This window comes from Herbaspirillum sp. NPDC101396 (genome assembly GCF_044767365.1).
GTDB lineage: Bacteria > Pseudomonadota > Gammaproteobacteria > Burkholderiales > Burkholderiaceae_D > Herbaspirillum.
Window position 1 is genome coordinate 141,672 of record NZ_JBIWNT010000004.1, and the last position, 16,229, is coordinate 157,900.

At 63.8% G+C, this 16,229-nt stretch carries 14 protein-coding genes; 3 read left to right on the forward strand and 11 right to left on the reverse strand.

Annotated elements, in window-relative coordinates; translation table 11 throughout:
* Positions 1-254 precede the first annotated feature (254 nt).
* The 7 genes from ACIROY_RS14490 to xylF form a co-directional block, all read right to left on the reverse strand.
* On the reverse strand, positions 255-2,039 hold the full coding sequence (locus ACIROY_RS14490) for an IlvD/Edd family dehydratase (protein ID WP_402342128.1): 1,785 nt from the start codon (positions 2,037-2,039) through the stop codon (positions 255-257).
* Entirely contained in the window at positions 2,036-2,917 is an 882-nt protein-coding gene (locus ACIROY_RS14495) for an SMP-30/gluconolactonase/LRE family protein (protein WP_402342130.1), read from the reverse strand. Before ACIROY_RS14495 ends, ACIROY_RS14490 begins: the two co-directional genes overlap by 4 nt.
* Positions 2,914-3,726: an SDR family NAD(P)-dependent oxidoreductase gene (locus ACIROY_RS14500; RefSeq protein ID WP_402342131.1), complete on the reverse strand. Its 813-nt coding sequence runs from the start codon at positions 3,724-3,726 to the stop codon at positions 2,914-2,916. Before ACIROY_RS14500 ends, ACIROY_RS14495 begins: the two co-directional genes overlap by 4 nt.
* Positions 3,723-4,943 carry a fumarylacetoacetate hydrolase family protein gene (locus tag ACIROY_RS14505; protein ID WP_402342716.1) on the reverse strand — a complete coding sequence of 407 codons (1,221 nt, stop codon included), beginning with the start codon at positions 4,941-4,943 and terminating at the stop codon, positions 3,723-3,725. Before ACIROY_RS14505 ends, ACIROY_RS14500 begins: the two co-directional genes overlap by 4 nt.
* 51 nt (positions 4,944-4,994) lie before the next feature.
* Positions 4,995-6,170, reverse strand: coding sequence for a sugar ABC transporter permease (locus tag ACIROY_RS14510; protein ID WP_402342133.1), 1,176 nt, complete (start codon positions 6,168-6,170; stop codon positions 4,995-4,997).
* 22 nt (positions 6,171-6,192) lie between these two features.
* Positions 6,193-7,755 (reverse strand): D-xylose ABC transporter ATP-binding protein, encoded by a 1,563-nt coding sequence (gene xylG, locus ACIROY_RS14515; RefSeq protein ID WP_402342135.1) that lies wholly within the window; start codon positions 7,753-7,755, stop codon positions 6,193-6,195.
* A gap of 95 nt (positions 7,756-7,850) precedes the next feature.
* Positions 7,851-8,867: a D-xylose ABC transporter substrate-binding protein gene (xylF, locus tag ACIROY_RS14520; RefSeq protein WP_402278139.1), complete on the reverse strand. Its 1,017-nt coding sequence runs from the start codon at positions 8,865-8,867 to the stop codon at positions 7,851-7,853.
* Positions 8,868-9,252: 385 nt separating this feature from the next.
* On the opposite strand from xylF, the gene ACIROY_RS14525 reads away from it, so the two are divergent.
* Together ACIROY_RS14525 and ACIROY_RS14530 are read left to right on the forward strand one after the other, a co-directional pair.
* Complete coding sequence (locus tag ACIROY_RS14525) at positions 9,253-10,497, forward strand: XylR family transcriptional regulator (protein WP_402278138.1); 1,245 nt, start codon at positions 9,253-9,255, stop codon at positions 10,495-10,497.
* A 22-nt stretch (positions 10,498-10,519) separates the two neighbouring features.
* Positions 10,520-11,584, forward strand: coding sequence for an aldose epimerase family protein (locus ACIROY_RS14530; protein ID WP_402342137.1), 1,065 nt, complete (start codon positions 10,520-10,522; stop codon positions 11,582-11,584).
* Positions 11,585-11,603: 19 nt separating this feature from the next.
* On the opposite strand, the gene ACIROY_RS14535 is transcribed toward ACIROY_RS14530, so the two are convergent.
* Positions 11,604-12,551 carry a GlxA family transcriptional regulator gene (locus ACIROY_RS14535; protein WP_402278136.1) on the reverse strand — a complete coding sequence of 316 codons (948 nt, stop codon included), beginning with the start codon at positions 12,549-12,551 and terminating at the stop codon, positions 11,604-11,606.
* Positions 12,552-12,682: 131 nt separating this feature from the next.
* On the opposite strand from ACIROY_RS14535, the gene ACIROY_RS14540 reads away from it, so the two are divergent.
* Positions 12,683-13,483, forward strand: coding sequence for an SDR family NAD(P)-dependent oxidoreductase (locus ACIROY_RS14540; protein ID WP_402342139.1), 801 nt, complete (start codon positions 12,683-12,685; stop codon positions 13,481-13,483).
* A 49-nt stretch (positions 13,484-13,532) separates the two neighbouring features.
* On the opposite strand, the gene ACIROY_RS14545 is transcribed toward ACIROY_RS14540, so the two are convergent.
* From ACIROY_RS14545 to ribD, 3 genes are all read right to left on the reverse strand, one after another.
* Positions 13,533-14,357 (reverse strand): oxaloacetate decarboxylase, encoded by an 825-nt coding sequence (locus tag ACIROY_RS14545; RefSeq protein WP_402342140.1) that lies wholly within the window; start codon positions 14,355-14,357, stop codon positions 13,533-13,535.
* Between the two features lie 41 nt (positions 14,358-14,398).
* The gene (locus ACIROY_RS14550; protein WP_402342141.1) at positions 14,399-15,016 is read right to left on the reverse strand and encodes a riboflavin synthase; all 618 of its coding nucleotides are present in this window, start codon (positions 15,014-15,016) and stop codon (positions 14,399-14,401) included.
* A 67-nt stretch (positions 15,017-15,083) separates the two neighbouring features.
* Positions 15,084-16,190, reverse strand: a complete 1,107-nt coding sequence (gene ribD, locus ACIROY_RS14555) for a bifunctional diaminohydroxyphosphoribosylaminopyrimidine deaminase/5-amino-6-(5-phosphoribosylamino)uracil reductase RibD (RefSeq protein ID WP_402278132.1) — start codon at positions 16,188-16,190, stop codon at positions 15,084-15,086.
* Positions 16,191-16,229: the final 39 nt, after the last annotated feature.

Here is a 16,229-nt window from a genome sequence, read left to right on the forward strand (position 1 = left end):
ACAGTGAGATCACTGTCTTTGAAGCTTTGCAGCCTGATGCATACGACAAATGCAACAGCCGAAATAAAGCCGACGGTTCATCATAGCCTAAAATTAGACCAGTCGTCTAAAGGCGCTCGATTTGCCGTGTTGACGAGGAAATCGACAATAAAAAAGCGCCCCGAAGGGCGCTTGTAATGGAAGCGGGACTGGCTGCAGAATCCGGCGACGCACAGGTCTGCGAGCAGGGCCGGCCCGTCGCCGCGCACTGCGCGTCAATGGTTGTGACGCGGCAGAACCTTGGCAATGCCCTGATACTTGACCGCCAGTTCCATGACGGCGCCGGTCTCGAGCTGGCCGACGGTGTCGCGATAAATCTCCTGCCACGGCGTCTGGCTGGCCGGCACCGCCGGGATGCCCTCGGCTTTGCGCCTGGCCAGTTCCTCATCGCTGATCAGCATGTCACAGCGGCCGGTGTTGAGGTCGATGCGGATCTTGTCGCCGGTGTGCAGGTAAGCGAGACCGCCGCCCACCGCGCTTTCGGGCGAGGCGTTCAGGATCGACGGGCTGTCCGAGGTGCCCGACTGACGGCCGTCGCCGAGCGTCGGCAGGGTCGTGATGCCCCGGCGCAGCAGCGCGTCAGGCGGTTGCATGTTGACCACCTCGGCCGAGCCGGGCCAGCCGACCGGACCGGCGCCGCGGATCACCAGGATGGTGTTTTCGTCGATGGCGAGCGCCGGATCGTTGATGCGCGCGTGGTAGTCGTCGGAGCCGTCGAATACCGCTGCATTGCATTCGAAGATACCTTCGCTGCCCGGTGTATTCAGATAGCGTTCGCGGAAGGTGTCCGAGATGACGCTGGTCTTCATGATGGCGAAGTCGAACAGATTGCCCTTGAGGACCAGGAAGCCGGCGCGTTCGCGCATCGGTGCTGCAAAAGGGAACACCACTTCGCGGTCATGGCTCTCGCGGCCTTCTAGGTTCTGCGCCATGGTCTTGCCGCCGACGGTGAGGCGGTCGGCGCGCAGCTTGCCGGCCTGTTGCAGTTCCCACATGATGGCCGGCACGCCACCGGCGCGATGGAAGCGCTCTCCGAGGTATTTTCCGGCCGGTTGCATGTTGAGCAGCAGCGGCACGTCGTAGCCGTATTTCATCCAGTCATCGGAATCCAGCTCGACGCCGGCGTGGCGCGCCATCGCCATGATGTGCGGCTGGGCGTTGGTGGAGCCGCCGATGGCGGCGTTGACCACGATGGCATCGAGGAAGGCCTCGCGCGTCAGTACCTTGGAAGGACGCAGGTCTTCATACGCCATGCCGACGATACGGCGGCCGGTTTCGTAAGCCATTTGTCCGCGTTCGCGATACGGCGCGGGAATCGCGGAACAGCCGGTCAGCGACATGCCGAGCGCTTCGGCCATGGCATTCATGGTCGAAGCGGTGCCCATGGTGTTGCAGTGGCCCGACGAAGGTGCCGAGGCGGCAGCGATCTCGAGGAATTTTTCATTGTCGATCTGGCCGGCGGACAATTGGCGGCGGCCTTTCCAGATGGCGGCGCCCGAGCCGACCAGTTCACCGTCCATCCAGCCGTCGAGCATCGGACCGCCCGACAGAACGATGGCAGGGATGTCGACGGTGGAGGCGGCCATGATTTGCGCCGGCGTGGTCTTGTCGCAGCCGGTGGTCAGCACCACGGCGTCGATCGGATAGCCGTGCAGGATTTCCACCAGGCCGAGGTAGGACAGGTTGCGGTCGATCGCCGCGGTCGGGCGGCGGCAGTTCTCGAAAATCGGATGCAGCGGGAATTCCATCGGAATGCCGCCGGCGTCGCGGATGCCGTCGCGTACGCGGCGCGCCAGTTCAAGGTGGATGCGGTTACACGGGCTGATGTCGCTGCCGCTCTGGGCGATGCCGATGATGGGGCGCCCGGAGCGCAGTTCCTCGGCGGTGATGCCGTAGTTCATGAAGCGTTCCAGATACAACGCCGTCATGTCGATGTGGTCCGGATTGTCGAACCAGTCCTGGGAACGGAAACGGCGCGGTGTCTGCTGTGGTTTTGTCACTTCTGTACCTCTGTCGATATGTAATGTTGAGCCAAGCCAGGCGTGTCGGCGCGGAACGAAAACAAGCCTCCCGCGAGCGGCTGCTGCGACCGTTCGGCGGGCGACAGGCCTTTCCATGCCGTGGTGACCTGCACGGTCTGCAGGTCAGCGCCGCCAAAGGCCAGCTTGGTGATGTTGGCGCACGGGAAGGGAAGCACGCCGGCCAGTTCACCGGACGGCAGGAAGCGCTCGATGCGCCACCCGCCGAACAGGGCGATCCACAGGCAACCTTCCGCATCCACCGCCATGCCGTCCGGATAACCGGAGCCGTCAATGACGATGAAGGGGCGCTTGCCGGACAAGTTTCCCGCCGCGTCGACATCGAAAGCATATACCGTTCGCAGCAATGTGTCCGTGTGATAGAGCGTTTTGCCGTCCGGGCTCATCGCCGGGCCGTTGGTGATGATGTAGTTGCTGTCCTGTTGGCGCAGGATTCCGCGGTCCCGGCGGTACAGCGCGCCGCTCGGATTTTCCTCGCCGTCGTCCATGGTGCCGAACCACAGGTGGCCGCGATGATCGGCGAAACCGTCATTGATCCGATTGCCCGGCAGGTCTTGCTCCACCGGCTGCAGCAACGTGAAAACTCCGGTGTCCGGAGTGAACTGATAAAGGCCGCCTTGCATGCCGCATAGCAGGCCCCCGCCGTCACGGGGCAGCACGAAGCCCGGCGGCCGCGGCGTAGCCCAGCTGCGCCGGTGGTCGCCGTCGGCATCGCAGCGATGGATTGCACGGTCCTTGATGTCGACGAAGTAGAACGCCTGTTCCGCCGCATGCCAGACCGGACCCTCGCCCAGTTCGGCGCCGACCGGCCACACGCAGGTCGGAGCGGGCGCACTCATGCGCCGTACCAGCCGGCGTCGACGAAGTAGTCGCGACCGGAGCATTTCGACGCGCTGTCGGATGCCAGGAACAGCGCCAGCGCCGCGACGTCGTGCGGATCGACGCGTTCGTACAGGCATTGCGATGCGAGGATCTTGGCTTCTTCTTCCGGGCTGTGCCACAGGCGCATCTGGCGCGGCGTGCGCACCGCGCCGGGGATGATGCAATTGACCCGGATGCCGTGCACGCCGAGGTCGCGCGCCAGGCCGCGCGTCAATCCTTCGATGGCGGCCTTGGCCGTCATGTACAGCGCCAGTCCGGGCAACGCCAGATGCCACGAGATCGAACCGAAATTCAGAATCACGCCGCGGCCCATTTCGCGCATGCCGGGTGTAACCGCCTGTGCGCAAAAGAACTGATGGCGCAGGTTGACCGCCATGCGCTCATCCCAATAAGCCGGCGTGACGTCGGCGACTTTATGGCGGTCGTCATTGGCGGCGTTGTTGATGAGGATGTCGACGGCGCCGGCCATCTTTTCAATGACGACAAAGCTTGCCGCCAGCGCGTCCAGGTCGAGCAGGTCGCACTGCAGGAAGGTCGGCGGCAACGGCGTGTCGCGCAGCGCGGCTTCCAGTTCGCGCGACTCGCGCTCGGCGATATCGAGGAAAAATACCTGTGCGCCTTGTCTGGCGAAGGCTTCCACCAGCGCGGCGCCGATGCCGGTGCCGCCGCCGGTGATGACCACGCGTTTGCCGGCGAGGCTGCGGTAGACAGCGTGCTCGAAGGGTCTCGGCGCGGTCGCGAGGGAAGCCGATGGTGATGCTGTCATGCTGCTGTTCTCCTGGAAGATGATACTGAAGTGGGCACTGAATCGGTCAGGCCGCGCCCGGCCAGATAGCGATAGAGCGAGCGGATGCCGAAGGTCCAGGGGGCGATGGCGTCGCTGCGTTGCACGCGATTGACGAGCGCGCCCAGCGATGGGCTGGCGATGGTGACGCGGTCGCCCAGATGATGGGTAAAGCCGGCGCCGGCTGCGCCACGGTCCTTGATCGGCGAAAACATGGTGCCGAGGAACAGCATGAAGCCGTCCGGATACTGGTGATGGGCGCCGCAGGTTTGCTGCACCAGGTCAAGCGGATCGCGGCTGATCTCGCGCATGAAGCTGACGCCGTCGAGACGGAAGCCGTCATCGCCTTCGATGAGCAGCGAGACTTCGGCCTGGCGCACCGTGTCGATCGTGAAGCGCTCGTCGAACAGGCGGATGAAGGGGCCGATGGCGCACGAGCCGTTGTTGTCCTTGGCCTTGCCAAGCAACAATGCGCTGCGGCCTTCAATGTCGCGCAGGTTGACGTCGTTGCCCAGCGTTGCGCCGACGGCTTCGCCGGCGCTGTTGACGGCCAGCACGATTTCCGGCTCGGGATTGTTCCATTGCGAGGCGGGGTGCAGGCCGACGTCGGCACCCAGTCCCAGCGCCGACATCGCCTGCGCTTTCGAGAACACTTCCGCATCGGGACCGATGCCGACTTCCATGTACTGCGACCAGGCGTCGCGCTTGACGAGTTCCTGCTTCAGCTTGATGGCCGCTTCCGAACCGGGTCGGATAGTGGACAAGTCGGCGCCGATGCTGGCCTGCAATTCCTTGCGCAGGGCTTCTGCACGGCCGGCGTCGCCGGCGGCTTTTTCTTCGATCACGCGTTCCAGCATGCTGACCGCGAACGTCACGCCGCAGGCCTTGATCGGCTGGATGTCGCAAGGCGCCAGTAACAGCGGCAGGCTGGTGTCGTCTTGTGTGTGTAGTGCATGGCGAACCAGGTCGAGCGCACTGCCCAGCGCTTCGCCGGGAGCGTGGCGCGCGACATGCAGCAGGTCTTCGGCGTCGAGCAGGTCTGCCACCGTCGGCGCCGCAGCGGTGATGTCGAAGACCTGGCCGTGACGCACGACGACGACGCAGGGGCCGTTGATCTTGCTGTTCCTCCAGACGCGACCGATCAGCAGTGCGTCGTCAAGATCGGCAGGTAAGGCGGCGTGGGCCGGTATTGCTTGCATAGTCGCTTGCATGGCGTTCCTCTTTTCAGAAATGTGATCAAGGCAGGCCGCTCAGCGGCCCGAGCGTGTGCTGACGTCGACCCACACGGCCAGCATCAGGATGCTGCCCTTGACGATCATCTGCCAGTAGGTGCCGACGTCGAGCATCGACATGCCGTTGTCGAGGCTGGCCATTACCAGTGCGCCGATCAGCGCGCCGTAGATGGTGCCCGAGCCGCCGCGCATCGAAGTGCCGCCGATGAAGCAGGCGGCGATGGCGTCGAGTTCGCCCATGCTGCCCGACGAGGGCGACCCCGCCGCCAGGCGTGCGGTGTTGACCAGTCCGGCCAGCGCGCACATCACGCCCATGATGCCGAACACCCACAGCTTGACCGACTGCACGTTCACGCCGGACAGGCGCGTGGCTTCCATGTTGCTGCCGACCGAGTAGATGCGGCGACCGAATACGGTTTGTTTGGTGACATAGCTGAACAGGCCGAGCAGCGCCAGCAACAGCAGCACCGGCACCGGGATGCCGTCGTAGCTGTTGAGCGTGCGCACGAACGCCAGCAGCACCGCGCCGATCAGCGCCACCTTGATCGCATCGCGCCACAGCGGCGCCACCGGCAATGCATGCCGTTGGCGATTGACGCGTTGGCGCCAGGTCAATGCGAGCGCCAGCACGAACAGCACGACGACGAGGGCGACGCCGAAGCTGGCGGGCAGGTAGCCCTGGCCCAGGTACACCAGGTCGCTCGATACCGGTGCAATCGTGAGGCCGCCGGTGATGCCCAGCAGCACGCCGCGAAACGCCAGCATGCCGCCCAGCCCGACGATGAAGGAGGGGATGCGCATGTACGCCGTCAGGTAGCCGTTGAACAGCCCGAGCAACAAACCAAGCGCCAGCACGAGGAAGAGATTGAGCGGCAGCGGCAGGTTGTGCGTGACGTTCAGGATGGCGGCCACGCCGCCCAGCAGACCGAGCAGGGAGCCGACCGACAGGTCGATTTCCCCGGCGATGATGACCAGCACCATGCCGCAGGCCAGGATGCCGGTGACTGACATCTGGCGCAGCAGATTGGACAGGTTGCGCGGCGTGAGGAAGCCGCCTTCGGTCTTCCAGGTGAAGAAGGCCCAGATGATGGCGATGGCGATGAGCAGCGCCATGATCTTGTAGCGGCTGAAGAGTTGCTTGATGTTGGCCGTGGTGTTGGCCGCGCCGTTGCGCGTGCTGATGGTTGAGGTCATGCTTGATTCCAGAGTGTTGTGTTTATGCGGCGGAAGGCGTCGCGACGTGCATGCGCTGTTGCGGCGATTGGTTGATGGCCGCCGCCAGCACCGTTTCCTGCGTGAGGTCCTGATTGACGAAATTGCCGCGCAGCTTGCCTTCGCCGATGACCAGTACGCGGTCGGATACGCCCAGCACTTCCGCCAGTTCGGACGACACCATGATCACGGCCACGCCTTGCTTCGCCAGTTCGGCGATCAGGCGGTAGATTTCCGCCTTGGCGCCGACGTCGACGCCGCGCGTGGGTTCGTCGAGGATCAATACCCTGGGCTTTGCCAGCAGCATCTTGGCCAGCACGGCCTTTTGCTGATTGCCGCCGGACAGGCCGGTGATGGGCAGGAACGGGCTCGCGGTCTTGAGTCGCATGCGCGCGATCTCTTCCTGAACGGTTTTCAGCTCCGCCTCGCCGTCGATGCGGGTGCCGCGAGAAAAGTTCTCCAACACCGTCAGCGTGATGTTCTGGCCGACGCTGAGGTCGGGTACGATGCCGTGCTGTTTGCGGTCCTCCGGCACCATGCACAGGCCTAGCCGGATCGATTTGAGCGGCGTGCCGGTGTCGACGCGCGCGCCGGCCATCCAGACTTCGCCTTCGCAGCGCCCTGGATAGGCGCCGAAGATCGCCGACACCAGCTCGGTGCGGCCGGCGCCGACCAGGCCGGCGATGCCGAGGATTTCGCCGCGCCGCACCGAGAACGAGACGTCGTCGACGCGCTTGCGTTTTGGGTTGTCGACGTCGAAGCAGGTCATGTGACGGGCCTCGAACACGATCTCGCCGACCTGATGGTCGCGGCTCGGATACATCGCGGTGATTTCGCGTCCGACCATCTGCGTGATGATGCGGTCGACGTCAAGTTCTCCCATCGGCGTGGTGGCGATGTGTTTGCCGTCGCGGATGACAGAAATGGTGTCGCACACGGCGGCCACTTCATCGAGCTTGTGCGAGATGTAGACGCAGGCCACGCCCTTGGCCTTGAGGTCCATGATGATCTTGAGCAGCACCGCGATTTCGGAGGCGGTCAGCGACGACGACGGCTCGTCGAGGATCAGCAGGCGCGCCTTCTTGTTGAGCGCCTTGGCGATCTCCACCAGTTGCTGGTGGCCGCCGCCGTATTGCATCACGGGCAGGGCGACGTTGATGTCGGGCATGTTCAGTTCGCGCATGAGTTCTTCGGCGCGACGGTACATGGCGGGATAGTTCATGCGGCCGCCGGGCAGGGTCAGTTCGTGGCCCATGAAGATGTTTTCCGCCACCGACAGCTCGGGCACCAGCATCAGCTCCTGATGGATGATGACGATGCCGGCCGCTTCGGTGTCGCGCACGGAATGGGCGACCAGCGGTTTGCCGTCCCACAGGATGTCGCCGTCCCAGGTGCCGTGCGGATAGACGCCGGAGAGGATCTTCATCAGCGTGGATTTGCCGGCGCCGTTTTCGCCGCACAGGCCGACGCATTCGCCGGCCTTGATTTTCAGGTCGATGCCGTCGAGGGCGCGGACACCGTCAAACTGTTTGACGATGCCCTTCATTTCCAATAAATACTCTGACATGCTGCGCTCGCGGAATGGGATGGGAAGACGCGGGTACGACGCCCGCCGGGCGCCGTACTTGCGTGCTTGTTTTTCGCGGAGATGCGAAGAGGGACTTACTTGGCGCCGATCTGCGCCTGCGTATAGAAGCCGTCGTCAACCAGGATATTGACGTTGGCCTTGGTCAGCGGAATCGGCTTGAGCAGTACCGTGTCGACCTTCTTGAAGCCGTTGTCGTACTGCGAGTTGTAGCTCGGCTTCTCATTGCGAGCCAGGTGCACCGACAGGTTGGCGGCCTCGGTGGCGATCAGCTTGAGCGGCTTGTAGACCGTCATGGTCTGGGTGCCTGCAACGACGCGTTTGATCGCGGCGAGGTCGGCGTCCTGGCCCGATACCGGCACCTTGCCCGCCAGCTTCTGTGCCGCCAGCGCCTGGATGGCGCCGCCGGCGGTGCCGTCGTTGGAGGCGACGATGGCGTCGATCTTGTTGTTGTTGGCGGTCAGGGCGTTTTCAACAATGGACAGGGCTTCGGTCGGACTCCAGTCCTTGACCCATTGCTGGCCGACGATCTTGATGTCGCCCTTGTCGATCAGCGGCTTGAGCACCTTCATCTGGCCTTCGCGCAGCATCTTGGCGTTATTGTCGGTAGGCGAGCCGCCGAGCAGGTAGAAATTGCCTTTCGATTGCGCCTTGATCACGCCTTCGGCCTGCATTTCACCGACTTTTTCATTGTCGAACGAGATGTAGGCGTCGACGTCCGCGTTCAGGATCAGGCGGTCATAGGACAGCACCTTGATGCCGGCCTTCTTGGCTTCCTTGATGGTGTTGGTCAGCACCGTTGCGTTGAACGGCACGATCACGATCACGTCGACGCCGCGCGAAATGAGGTTCTCGATTTGCGAGATCTGGCGCGCTTCGCTGGCGTCGGCGGACTGCACGAATACCTTGGCGCCGAGTTTTTCCGCTGCAGCGGTGAAGAAGTCGCGGTCGCGCGCCCAGCGTTCGACGCGCAGGTCGTCGATGGAAAATCCGATCTTCGGATTCTTGGCGTCGGCCATCGCGCCGCCTGCGACCAGCGACATCGTGGTCGCCGCCATCAGGGCCAATACACTCTTTTTCAGGATTGCGTTCATTGCCTTGTCTCCAGATTGTTCATTATGATTTTTAAGGGGGTCTGCTCCTGCTTCGGCGGACATTCATATAAGGACACCGGTCCGCTCCTGCCCATCTCTGCCTCGCCGAGGCTTGATGTGCGGCCATACTAGCAACCGCATACCGGCCACCACAATTACGAAATCCGCCAACCGGGAGTGCGATTCTTTCTATTGCACTTGCACAAATGGCTATTTGGACTGACGTGGGAACGCACCCTCGGTACAATCGAAACAGGATAAAAAACAGGAAGACCGGAATCGGAATGATAGTGTTTCGACATCGTCAGAAGATACTCCGGCGCTTCAGGAGACCGCCCGCCGGCGCAGCGATAGCTGCCGCCGCCCGGGCATCGGAGAGTTCAGCGTGACAAAAGTACCGACCGTGCATCGCATTGCGCTGCTGTTCAATGGCAACAAGATATTCGACCGCGACATCATCGCCGGCATCGGCGAATACCTGACCAGCACGCGGGCGTCGTGGGACTTGTATCTGGAGGAGGACTTCCGCTGCCGGCCGCAAGGCATCGAGCGCTGGCAGGGCCACGGCATCATCGCCGACTTCGATGACCCGACCATGCAGGAAGCCCTGTCGCGCGTGCAGTTGCCGGTGGTCGCCGTCGGCGGCTCTTACGCCGACGAGGCCGACTATCCCAAGGATTTGCCCTATGTCGCGACCGACAACTTCAAGCTGGTCAAGCTGGCCTACGACCATCTGATCGAAGCCGGATTGCAGAATTTCGCCTGCTTCAGCCTGCCGCAGGCCGATGTCAACCGCTGGGCGCAGGAGCGCGAAAAGGCTTTCGAATCGCTGACGCAGCGCGACGGCATCCAAGGCCACATCTATCGCGGCGTCGGCACCAGCGCGCAGTCCTGGGACACCGCCGTGGAACAGCAGATCGCCTGGGTCCGCAGCCTGCCCAAGCCGATCGGCATCATCGCCGTCACCGACGCCCGTGCACGCCAATTGCTGCAAGCCTGCCTGTTCGCCGGCATCGCGGTGCCGGAGCAGGTCGCGTTGATCGGCATCGACAACGACCCGCTGGCGCGCATCCTGACGCGCGTGCCGCTCAGCTCGGTCATCCAGGGCACACTGGAAATGGGCCGTACGGCGGCGCACCTGCTGCACCAGATGCTGCATGGCCACGGCGCCCAGTTTGCCGACAAGCGCATCCTGGTGCCGCCGGCCGGCATCAATGTGCTGGCGTCGAGCCGGCACGAAGCGCGCAATCATCCGCACGTCATGCAGGCGATGCACTTCATCCGCCAGTACGCCTGCCAGGGCATCAAGACCGAACAGGTCGCCGATTACGTCGGCGTGTCGCGCTCGTCGCTGGATTGGTACTTCCGGCGCGAGCTCGGCCGCAGCGTGCATGACGAAATTCTGCGCTTCAAGCTCGACGCCGCCCGGCGCATGCTGCAACAGGCGCACGGCAACGTCGCCGAGATCGCCGTCAGTTGCGGCTTCACCTCGGTGCAATACATGCACGCGGTGTTCAAGCGCGAGCTCGGCTGCACGCCGCGGGAATACCAAGAGCAGCTATTGCAGGGCGCCGCGGAAAACGCGCCGTCTTCACTTCCTTCATTGCAGGAACCCATCCAAGGCGATTGATTCGCCGCCGCATTCCGACGACATGACACATTTCACCCTCTCCAGCACTTCCGCCGGCCACGGCGTTACCTTGTACACCCTGCGCAATGCGCACGACATGCGCGTCGTCATCAGCAATCGCGGCGCCACGCTGATTTCCTGGTGGGCGCCCGACCGCTATGGCCGCGAAGCCGACATCCTGCTCGGCTATCCGGACCAGCAGGACTATCTTGCCAACACGCCGTACTTCGGCGGCGTCATCGGACGCTGGGGCAATCGCATCGCCGCCGGCCATTTTTCCCTCGACGGCGTCGACTACCAGGTCGACCGCAACGAAGGCGGGAATCATCTGCACGGCGGCGCGGGGGGATTTCACCTGTTGCCGTGGCAGGTGCAGGCCGACCCAGAGGGGTTGCGCCTGACGCTGGCGTCGCCGCACGGCGCCGCCGGCTTCCCCGGCAACGTGCTGGCGTCGGTGCTGTACCGGCTCGACGACGAGGGCCGGCTGAGCATCGATTACACGGCCACCAGCGATGCGCCGACGCCGCTCAACCTGACATCGCACGGCTACTTCAACCTCAACGGCGGCGCCGCCGACATCGGCGATCACATCTTGTCCATCGATGCAGACCGTTACTTGCAAGTCGACCGCGCGCTGATCCCCAACAAGGCCGCGGACGTGGCCGGCAGCGCTTTCGATTTCCGCCAGCCGGCGCCGATCGGCGCGCGCCTGGCGTGGCCCGATGATCAGCTCGCCATCGCCGGTGGTTTCGATCACTGTTATTGCCTGCGTCCGGGCGACCCCGCAACCGCGTCGCGCAGCCGCAATGCGCAGGCCCTGCGCGATGTGGCGACGGTCTACGATCCCGGCTCGGGACGCGAGCTGACGGTCGCCACGACGGAGAACGGCCTGCAGTTCTACAGCGGAAATTTTCTGGAAGGCATTGCCGGCCGCGGCGCGCAGGTCTATGCCGCGCACGACGGTTTCTGCCTTGAAGCGCAAGCCTACCCGGACCAGGTCAACGGGCCCGACCGCGAAGACGTGATTTTGCGGCCGGGGCAGGTCTATCGCCAGACGACGTCCTACCGGTTGAGCGTACGCGCCTGACAGGCGCGCAGATAACGGACTAACGGACTTCCCGCACCTCGCGCCTGATCGCCTGCGGCGGTACGCCGAAGCCGCGCATGAACACCTCGCGCATGTGGCGGCGGTCGCGGAAGCCGGTTTCGCGCGCAATCACGTCGAGCGGATGACGGCTTTGTTCTATCATCAGCCGCGCCGCCTCCAGGCGCAGGCCTTCGATCGCCTTGGCCGGCGACTGTCCGGTCTCCGCAACGAACACACGGCTGAACTGGCGCGGACTCAGGCTGACGGACTCCGCCAGTTCTTCCACCGACAGCGCATGCGAAAGATTCTTGCGGGCGTAATTGAGCGCGTTCTGGATGCGGTCCGACTTGGGCGCCAGGTCGAGGATTTCCGAGTGCTGAGACTGGCCGCCGGAACGCCGCTGGTGCATCACCAGCTTGTGCGCGACCGAGCGCGCCGCGTCCGGGCCGAGATCCTTTTCCACCATCGCCAGCGCCAGGTCCAGGCCGGCGGTCATGCCGGCCGAGGTCCAGATCGGACCGTCGATCAGATAGATGCGGTCATCCTCCACCTGGATCTCCGGAAACATCGTCTGCATCTCGCGAGAAAAGTACCAATGGGTGGTGGCACGCCGTCCATCCAGCAGTCCGGATTCGGCCAGCACGAAAGCGCCGGTGCAGATCGCCGCGATGCGTCGCGCGCGCGTGCTGACCTTGTTGAGGAATGCCAGCTCCGCCGCCGAAGCGGGGGAATGCACCGGATCGCCGACGCCGGTGACGATCCAGGTGTCGGCCGGGCTGCGCAGCGTCGCTTGCCGCGTCGTCACGTTCAGTCCCAGCGAGGAGCGTATGTCGCCGCCTTTCACGGAAAAATTATCGATGGCGTAAAACGGTTCGCCTGCGACCATGTTCGCGTACTCGAACACCGATTGCGTCGCCAGCGCCATCACCTGGAAGCCGTCCTGCAGCAGGTAGCCGATACGGTGCATGTCCGTCCCTTGTCTGTTGAATGTCTCAAAATACTACCATAAACGTCATTTGAGACATTGATGTTCAGTCCTATGATGCAGCCATGGATTCGAACCCGGATCCCTGCTTACATCTCACAAAGGAATACATCATGACCCAGGCACATCAAGGCACGGCCCTTATCACGGGCGCTTCTTCCGGCATCGGTGCGATCTATGCAGACCGTCTCGCCAAGCGCGGCTACGACCTCATCCTGGTGGCGCGCAACCGCGATCGCCTCAACGCGCTGGCCGACCGCATCACGACCGAAACGCAACGCACGGTTGAAGTGCTGGACGCCGACCTCAACGACAAGGCGGCGCTGGCGCAGGTGGAAGCCAAGCTGCGCAGCGACGCCAGCATCACGCTGCTGGTCAACAACGCCGGCATCGGCACGCATACGCCGCTGCTGTCCAGCGACGTCGACAAGATGGTGCAGATGATCGATCTCAACGTCACCGCGCTGACGCGCCTGACCTATGCGATCGCTCCGGCTTTTGCGTCACGCGGCAAGGGCGGCATCATCAACATCGCCTCGATCGTCGCCATCGCGCCGGAAGTCCTCAATGGCGTCTATGGCGGCACCAAGGCTTTCGTGCAGGCGTTCAGCCAGTCGCTGCATCATGAGCTGGCGGCGCAGGGCGTACGTGTGCAGGCGGTGTTGCCGGGCGCGACCGCGACCGATTTCTGGGCAACAGGCGGCTTGCCGGTCGAGCATCTGGATCAGAACATCGTCATGTCGGCAGAGAGCATGGTCGACGCCGCGCTGGTGGGATTCGACCGTGGCGAGCTGATCACGATTCCGTCGCTGCATGAAGTGGAGGAGTGGGAAGCCTACGAGGCGGCACGCAAGACGATGTCGGCGCATCTGTCGCGCAATACGCCGGCGGCGCGTTATAGCCTGGAGAAGTAATCGTCGCAGGATGACACCGGTCCCGACCTCGGGGGCCGGACCGGTGCTGTTACTTGTTCTTTTCGCGAAAAAGCGAATTCAGCGCCGCACCCGGCTCGGCTTCCGCAAAACTGTCAAAGCGGCCGTGTTCCGCGATTTCGCGGGCGGCGCGCAGGAAGCCGCCCCACGCCGCGCGCGCCAATGCGCCGCCGACGCTGACGCGCCTGACGCCGAGCGCAGCGACGTCAGCCACCGTCAAGCCATTGGCGGAACCGATCAGTAAATTGACTGGCTTCGGTGCGACGGCCGAGACCACCGCGATGATTTGTTCGCGGGTCTGGATACCGGGAGCGTAGAGGCAATCGGCGCCTGCTTCGGCATAGGCCTTGAGGCGGGCAATCGTGTCGTCGAGATCGGGACGGCCGACGAAGAAGTTTTCAGCGCGGGCGATCAGCAAGGTGTCGCCGCCGTTTTCATCAATGGCGGCGCGCGCTGCACGCAGCCGCGCCACGGAGTCGCTGAATTCCCGGACCGGATTGTCGGGCATGCCGGTTGAATCTTCGATCGACAATCCGGCAATCCCGGTAGCCACCGCCATGCGCACGCTCTCGGCGACGCCGGCCGGATCATCGCCGAAACCGCTTTCGAAATCGGCATTCACGGGAAGTGTCGTCGCCGCCGCGATGGTCGCCAGATGAGCCAGCAATTCGGCCCGCGATGTCTGACCGTCGGCCTGGCCTTGCGACCATGCATAACCGGCGCTTGTAGTCGCCAGGGCTTTGAATCCCAGACCTTCCAGCAACTTCGCGCTGCCGATATCCCAGGGATTGGGCAAGACAAAACATCCTTCACGGTGCAGTGCTTTGAAAGCGCTGCGCTTGTCTGCGACATTCATCTCCGGGTCTCCTCGGCAATGCCCGGTGTGGGCGAATTCTTTTATTTATGCGTCGTCGACAGCATGCGCTCGACATAACGCGCAATCAGGTCGATCTCCAGGTTGACCTTGCCGTCGACCTTCAGGTGCTTGAGCGTGGTGACCTGGATCGTGTGCGGGATCAGGTTGATCGAGAAGCGGCAGCCGCCGGCGACGTCTTCCACGCGGTTGACGGTCAGCGAGACGCCGTTGACGACGATGGAGCCTTTGTAGGCAAGGTACTTGGCGAGCGATTTGGGCGCTTCGATGACCAGTTCCCACGATTCGCCGACCGGTTCGAACTTGCGGACCACGCCGAGGCCGTCGACGTGGCCGGAGACCAGGTGACCGCCCAGGCGCTCGGCCAGGGTCAGGGCTTTTTCCAGGTTCACTTCACCGGGCGCATCGAGGCCGACGGTGAGGTTGAGGCTCTCGCGCGAGACGTCGACGGTGAATCCTTTTGCGGTCTTTTCCACCACCGTCATGCAGGCGCCGTTGAGGGCGATCGAGTCGCCCAGCGCAACGTCGTCCATCGCCAGCGGGCCGGCGTCGATGTCGAGGCGCACGCCGGCGTCGGCGGTGTTGCCCAGCGGTTGAACGGAAGTGATGTTGCCGACGGCGGCGACGATGCCTGTGAACATGATGGAATCCAAATAAACGAAATAAATAATGAAATCAATAACGAAATAGCGTGGCTGGGCCGGGCGATCAATCGAACCGTGCAAGGATACGCAAATCCTCGCCGATCTGCTTGACCTCATGGAAACGCAGCGCGATCTTGCCGGACAGGTCGTCCAGCGCCGGCAGGTCGAACATGCTGCGGCCGTCGCCCAGCAGGCTGGGTGCAAGGTAGACCAGCAGTTCGTCGACGCAGCCTTCGCGCAGCAGCGAGGCGTTGAGTTTGGAGCCGGCTTCGATGTGCACTTCGTTGAGGTTGCGCTTGCCGAGCTCGGCGATCACGCGCGGCAGATCGACCTTGCCGGCGGCGTTGGGCAGCACGATGACCTCGGCGCCGCGCTGTTCCAGCGCCGCGATGCGGGCGCGGTCTTCACTGGCGGTGAAGACCCAGGTGCCGCCGCCGGTGAGGATGTTGGCGTCCGGCGACAGCGTCAGTTTGCTGTCGACCACGATGCGGCGCGGCTGGCGCGGCGTGTCGACGGCGCGCACGCTCAGTTGCGGGTTGTCGTCCTTGACGGTGCCGATGCCGGTGAGGATGGCGCAGGCGCGTGCACGCCAGAAATGGCCGTCGTCGCGCGCCGCCTGGCCGGTGATCCACTGGCTCTTGCCATTGTGCAAGGCGGTCTTGCCGTCGAGGCTGGCGGCCGACTTCATGCGCACCCACGGCGTGCCGTGCTGCATGCGCTTGAAGAAGCCGATGTTCATTTCGCGGGCCTGCTCCGTCAATACGCCGGACACCACGGCGATGCCGGCCTCCTGCAATTTTTCCAGGCCCTTGCCGGCCACCAGCGGATTGGGATCGGTCATCGCCGACACCACCTTGCCGACGCCGGCCGTCACCAATGCATCGGCGCAGGGCGGGGTGCGGCCGAAATGGCTGCAGGGTTCCAGGGTGACGTAGACGGTGGCGCCGCGCACGTCGTTGCCGCGTTGCCGGGCGTCGCGCATGGCTTCGATTTCAGCGTGGTTGCCACCCGGCGGCTGGGTGAAACCGGCGCCGATGACGCGGCCGTCGCGCACGATCACGCAGCCGACGCGCGGGTTGGGCGTGGTCGTGAACATGCCGCGTTCGGCTTGTTGCAGCGCCAGCGCCATGGCTTGCTGGTCGTTTTCGATGAAGATATCGTAGATGGACATAAAGACAACGATGTTCTGGTTGGTGGCGGCGCGAGGTGC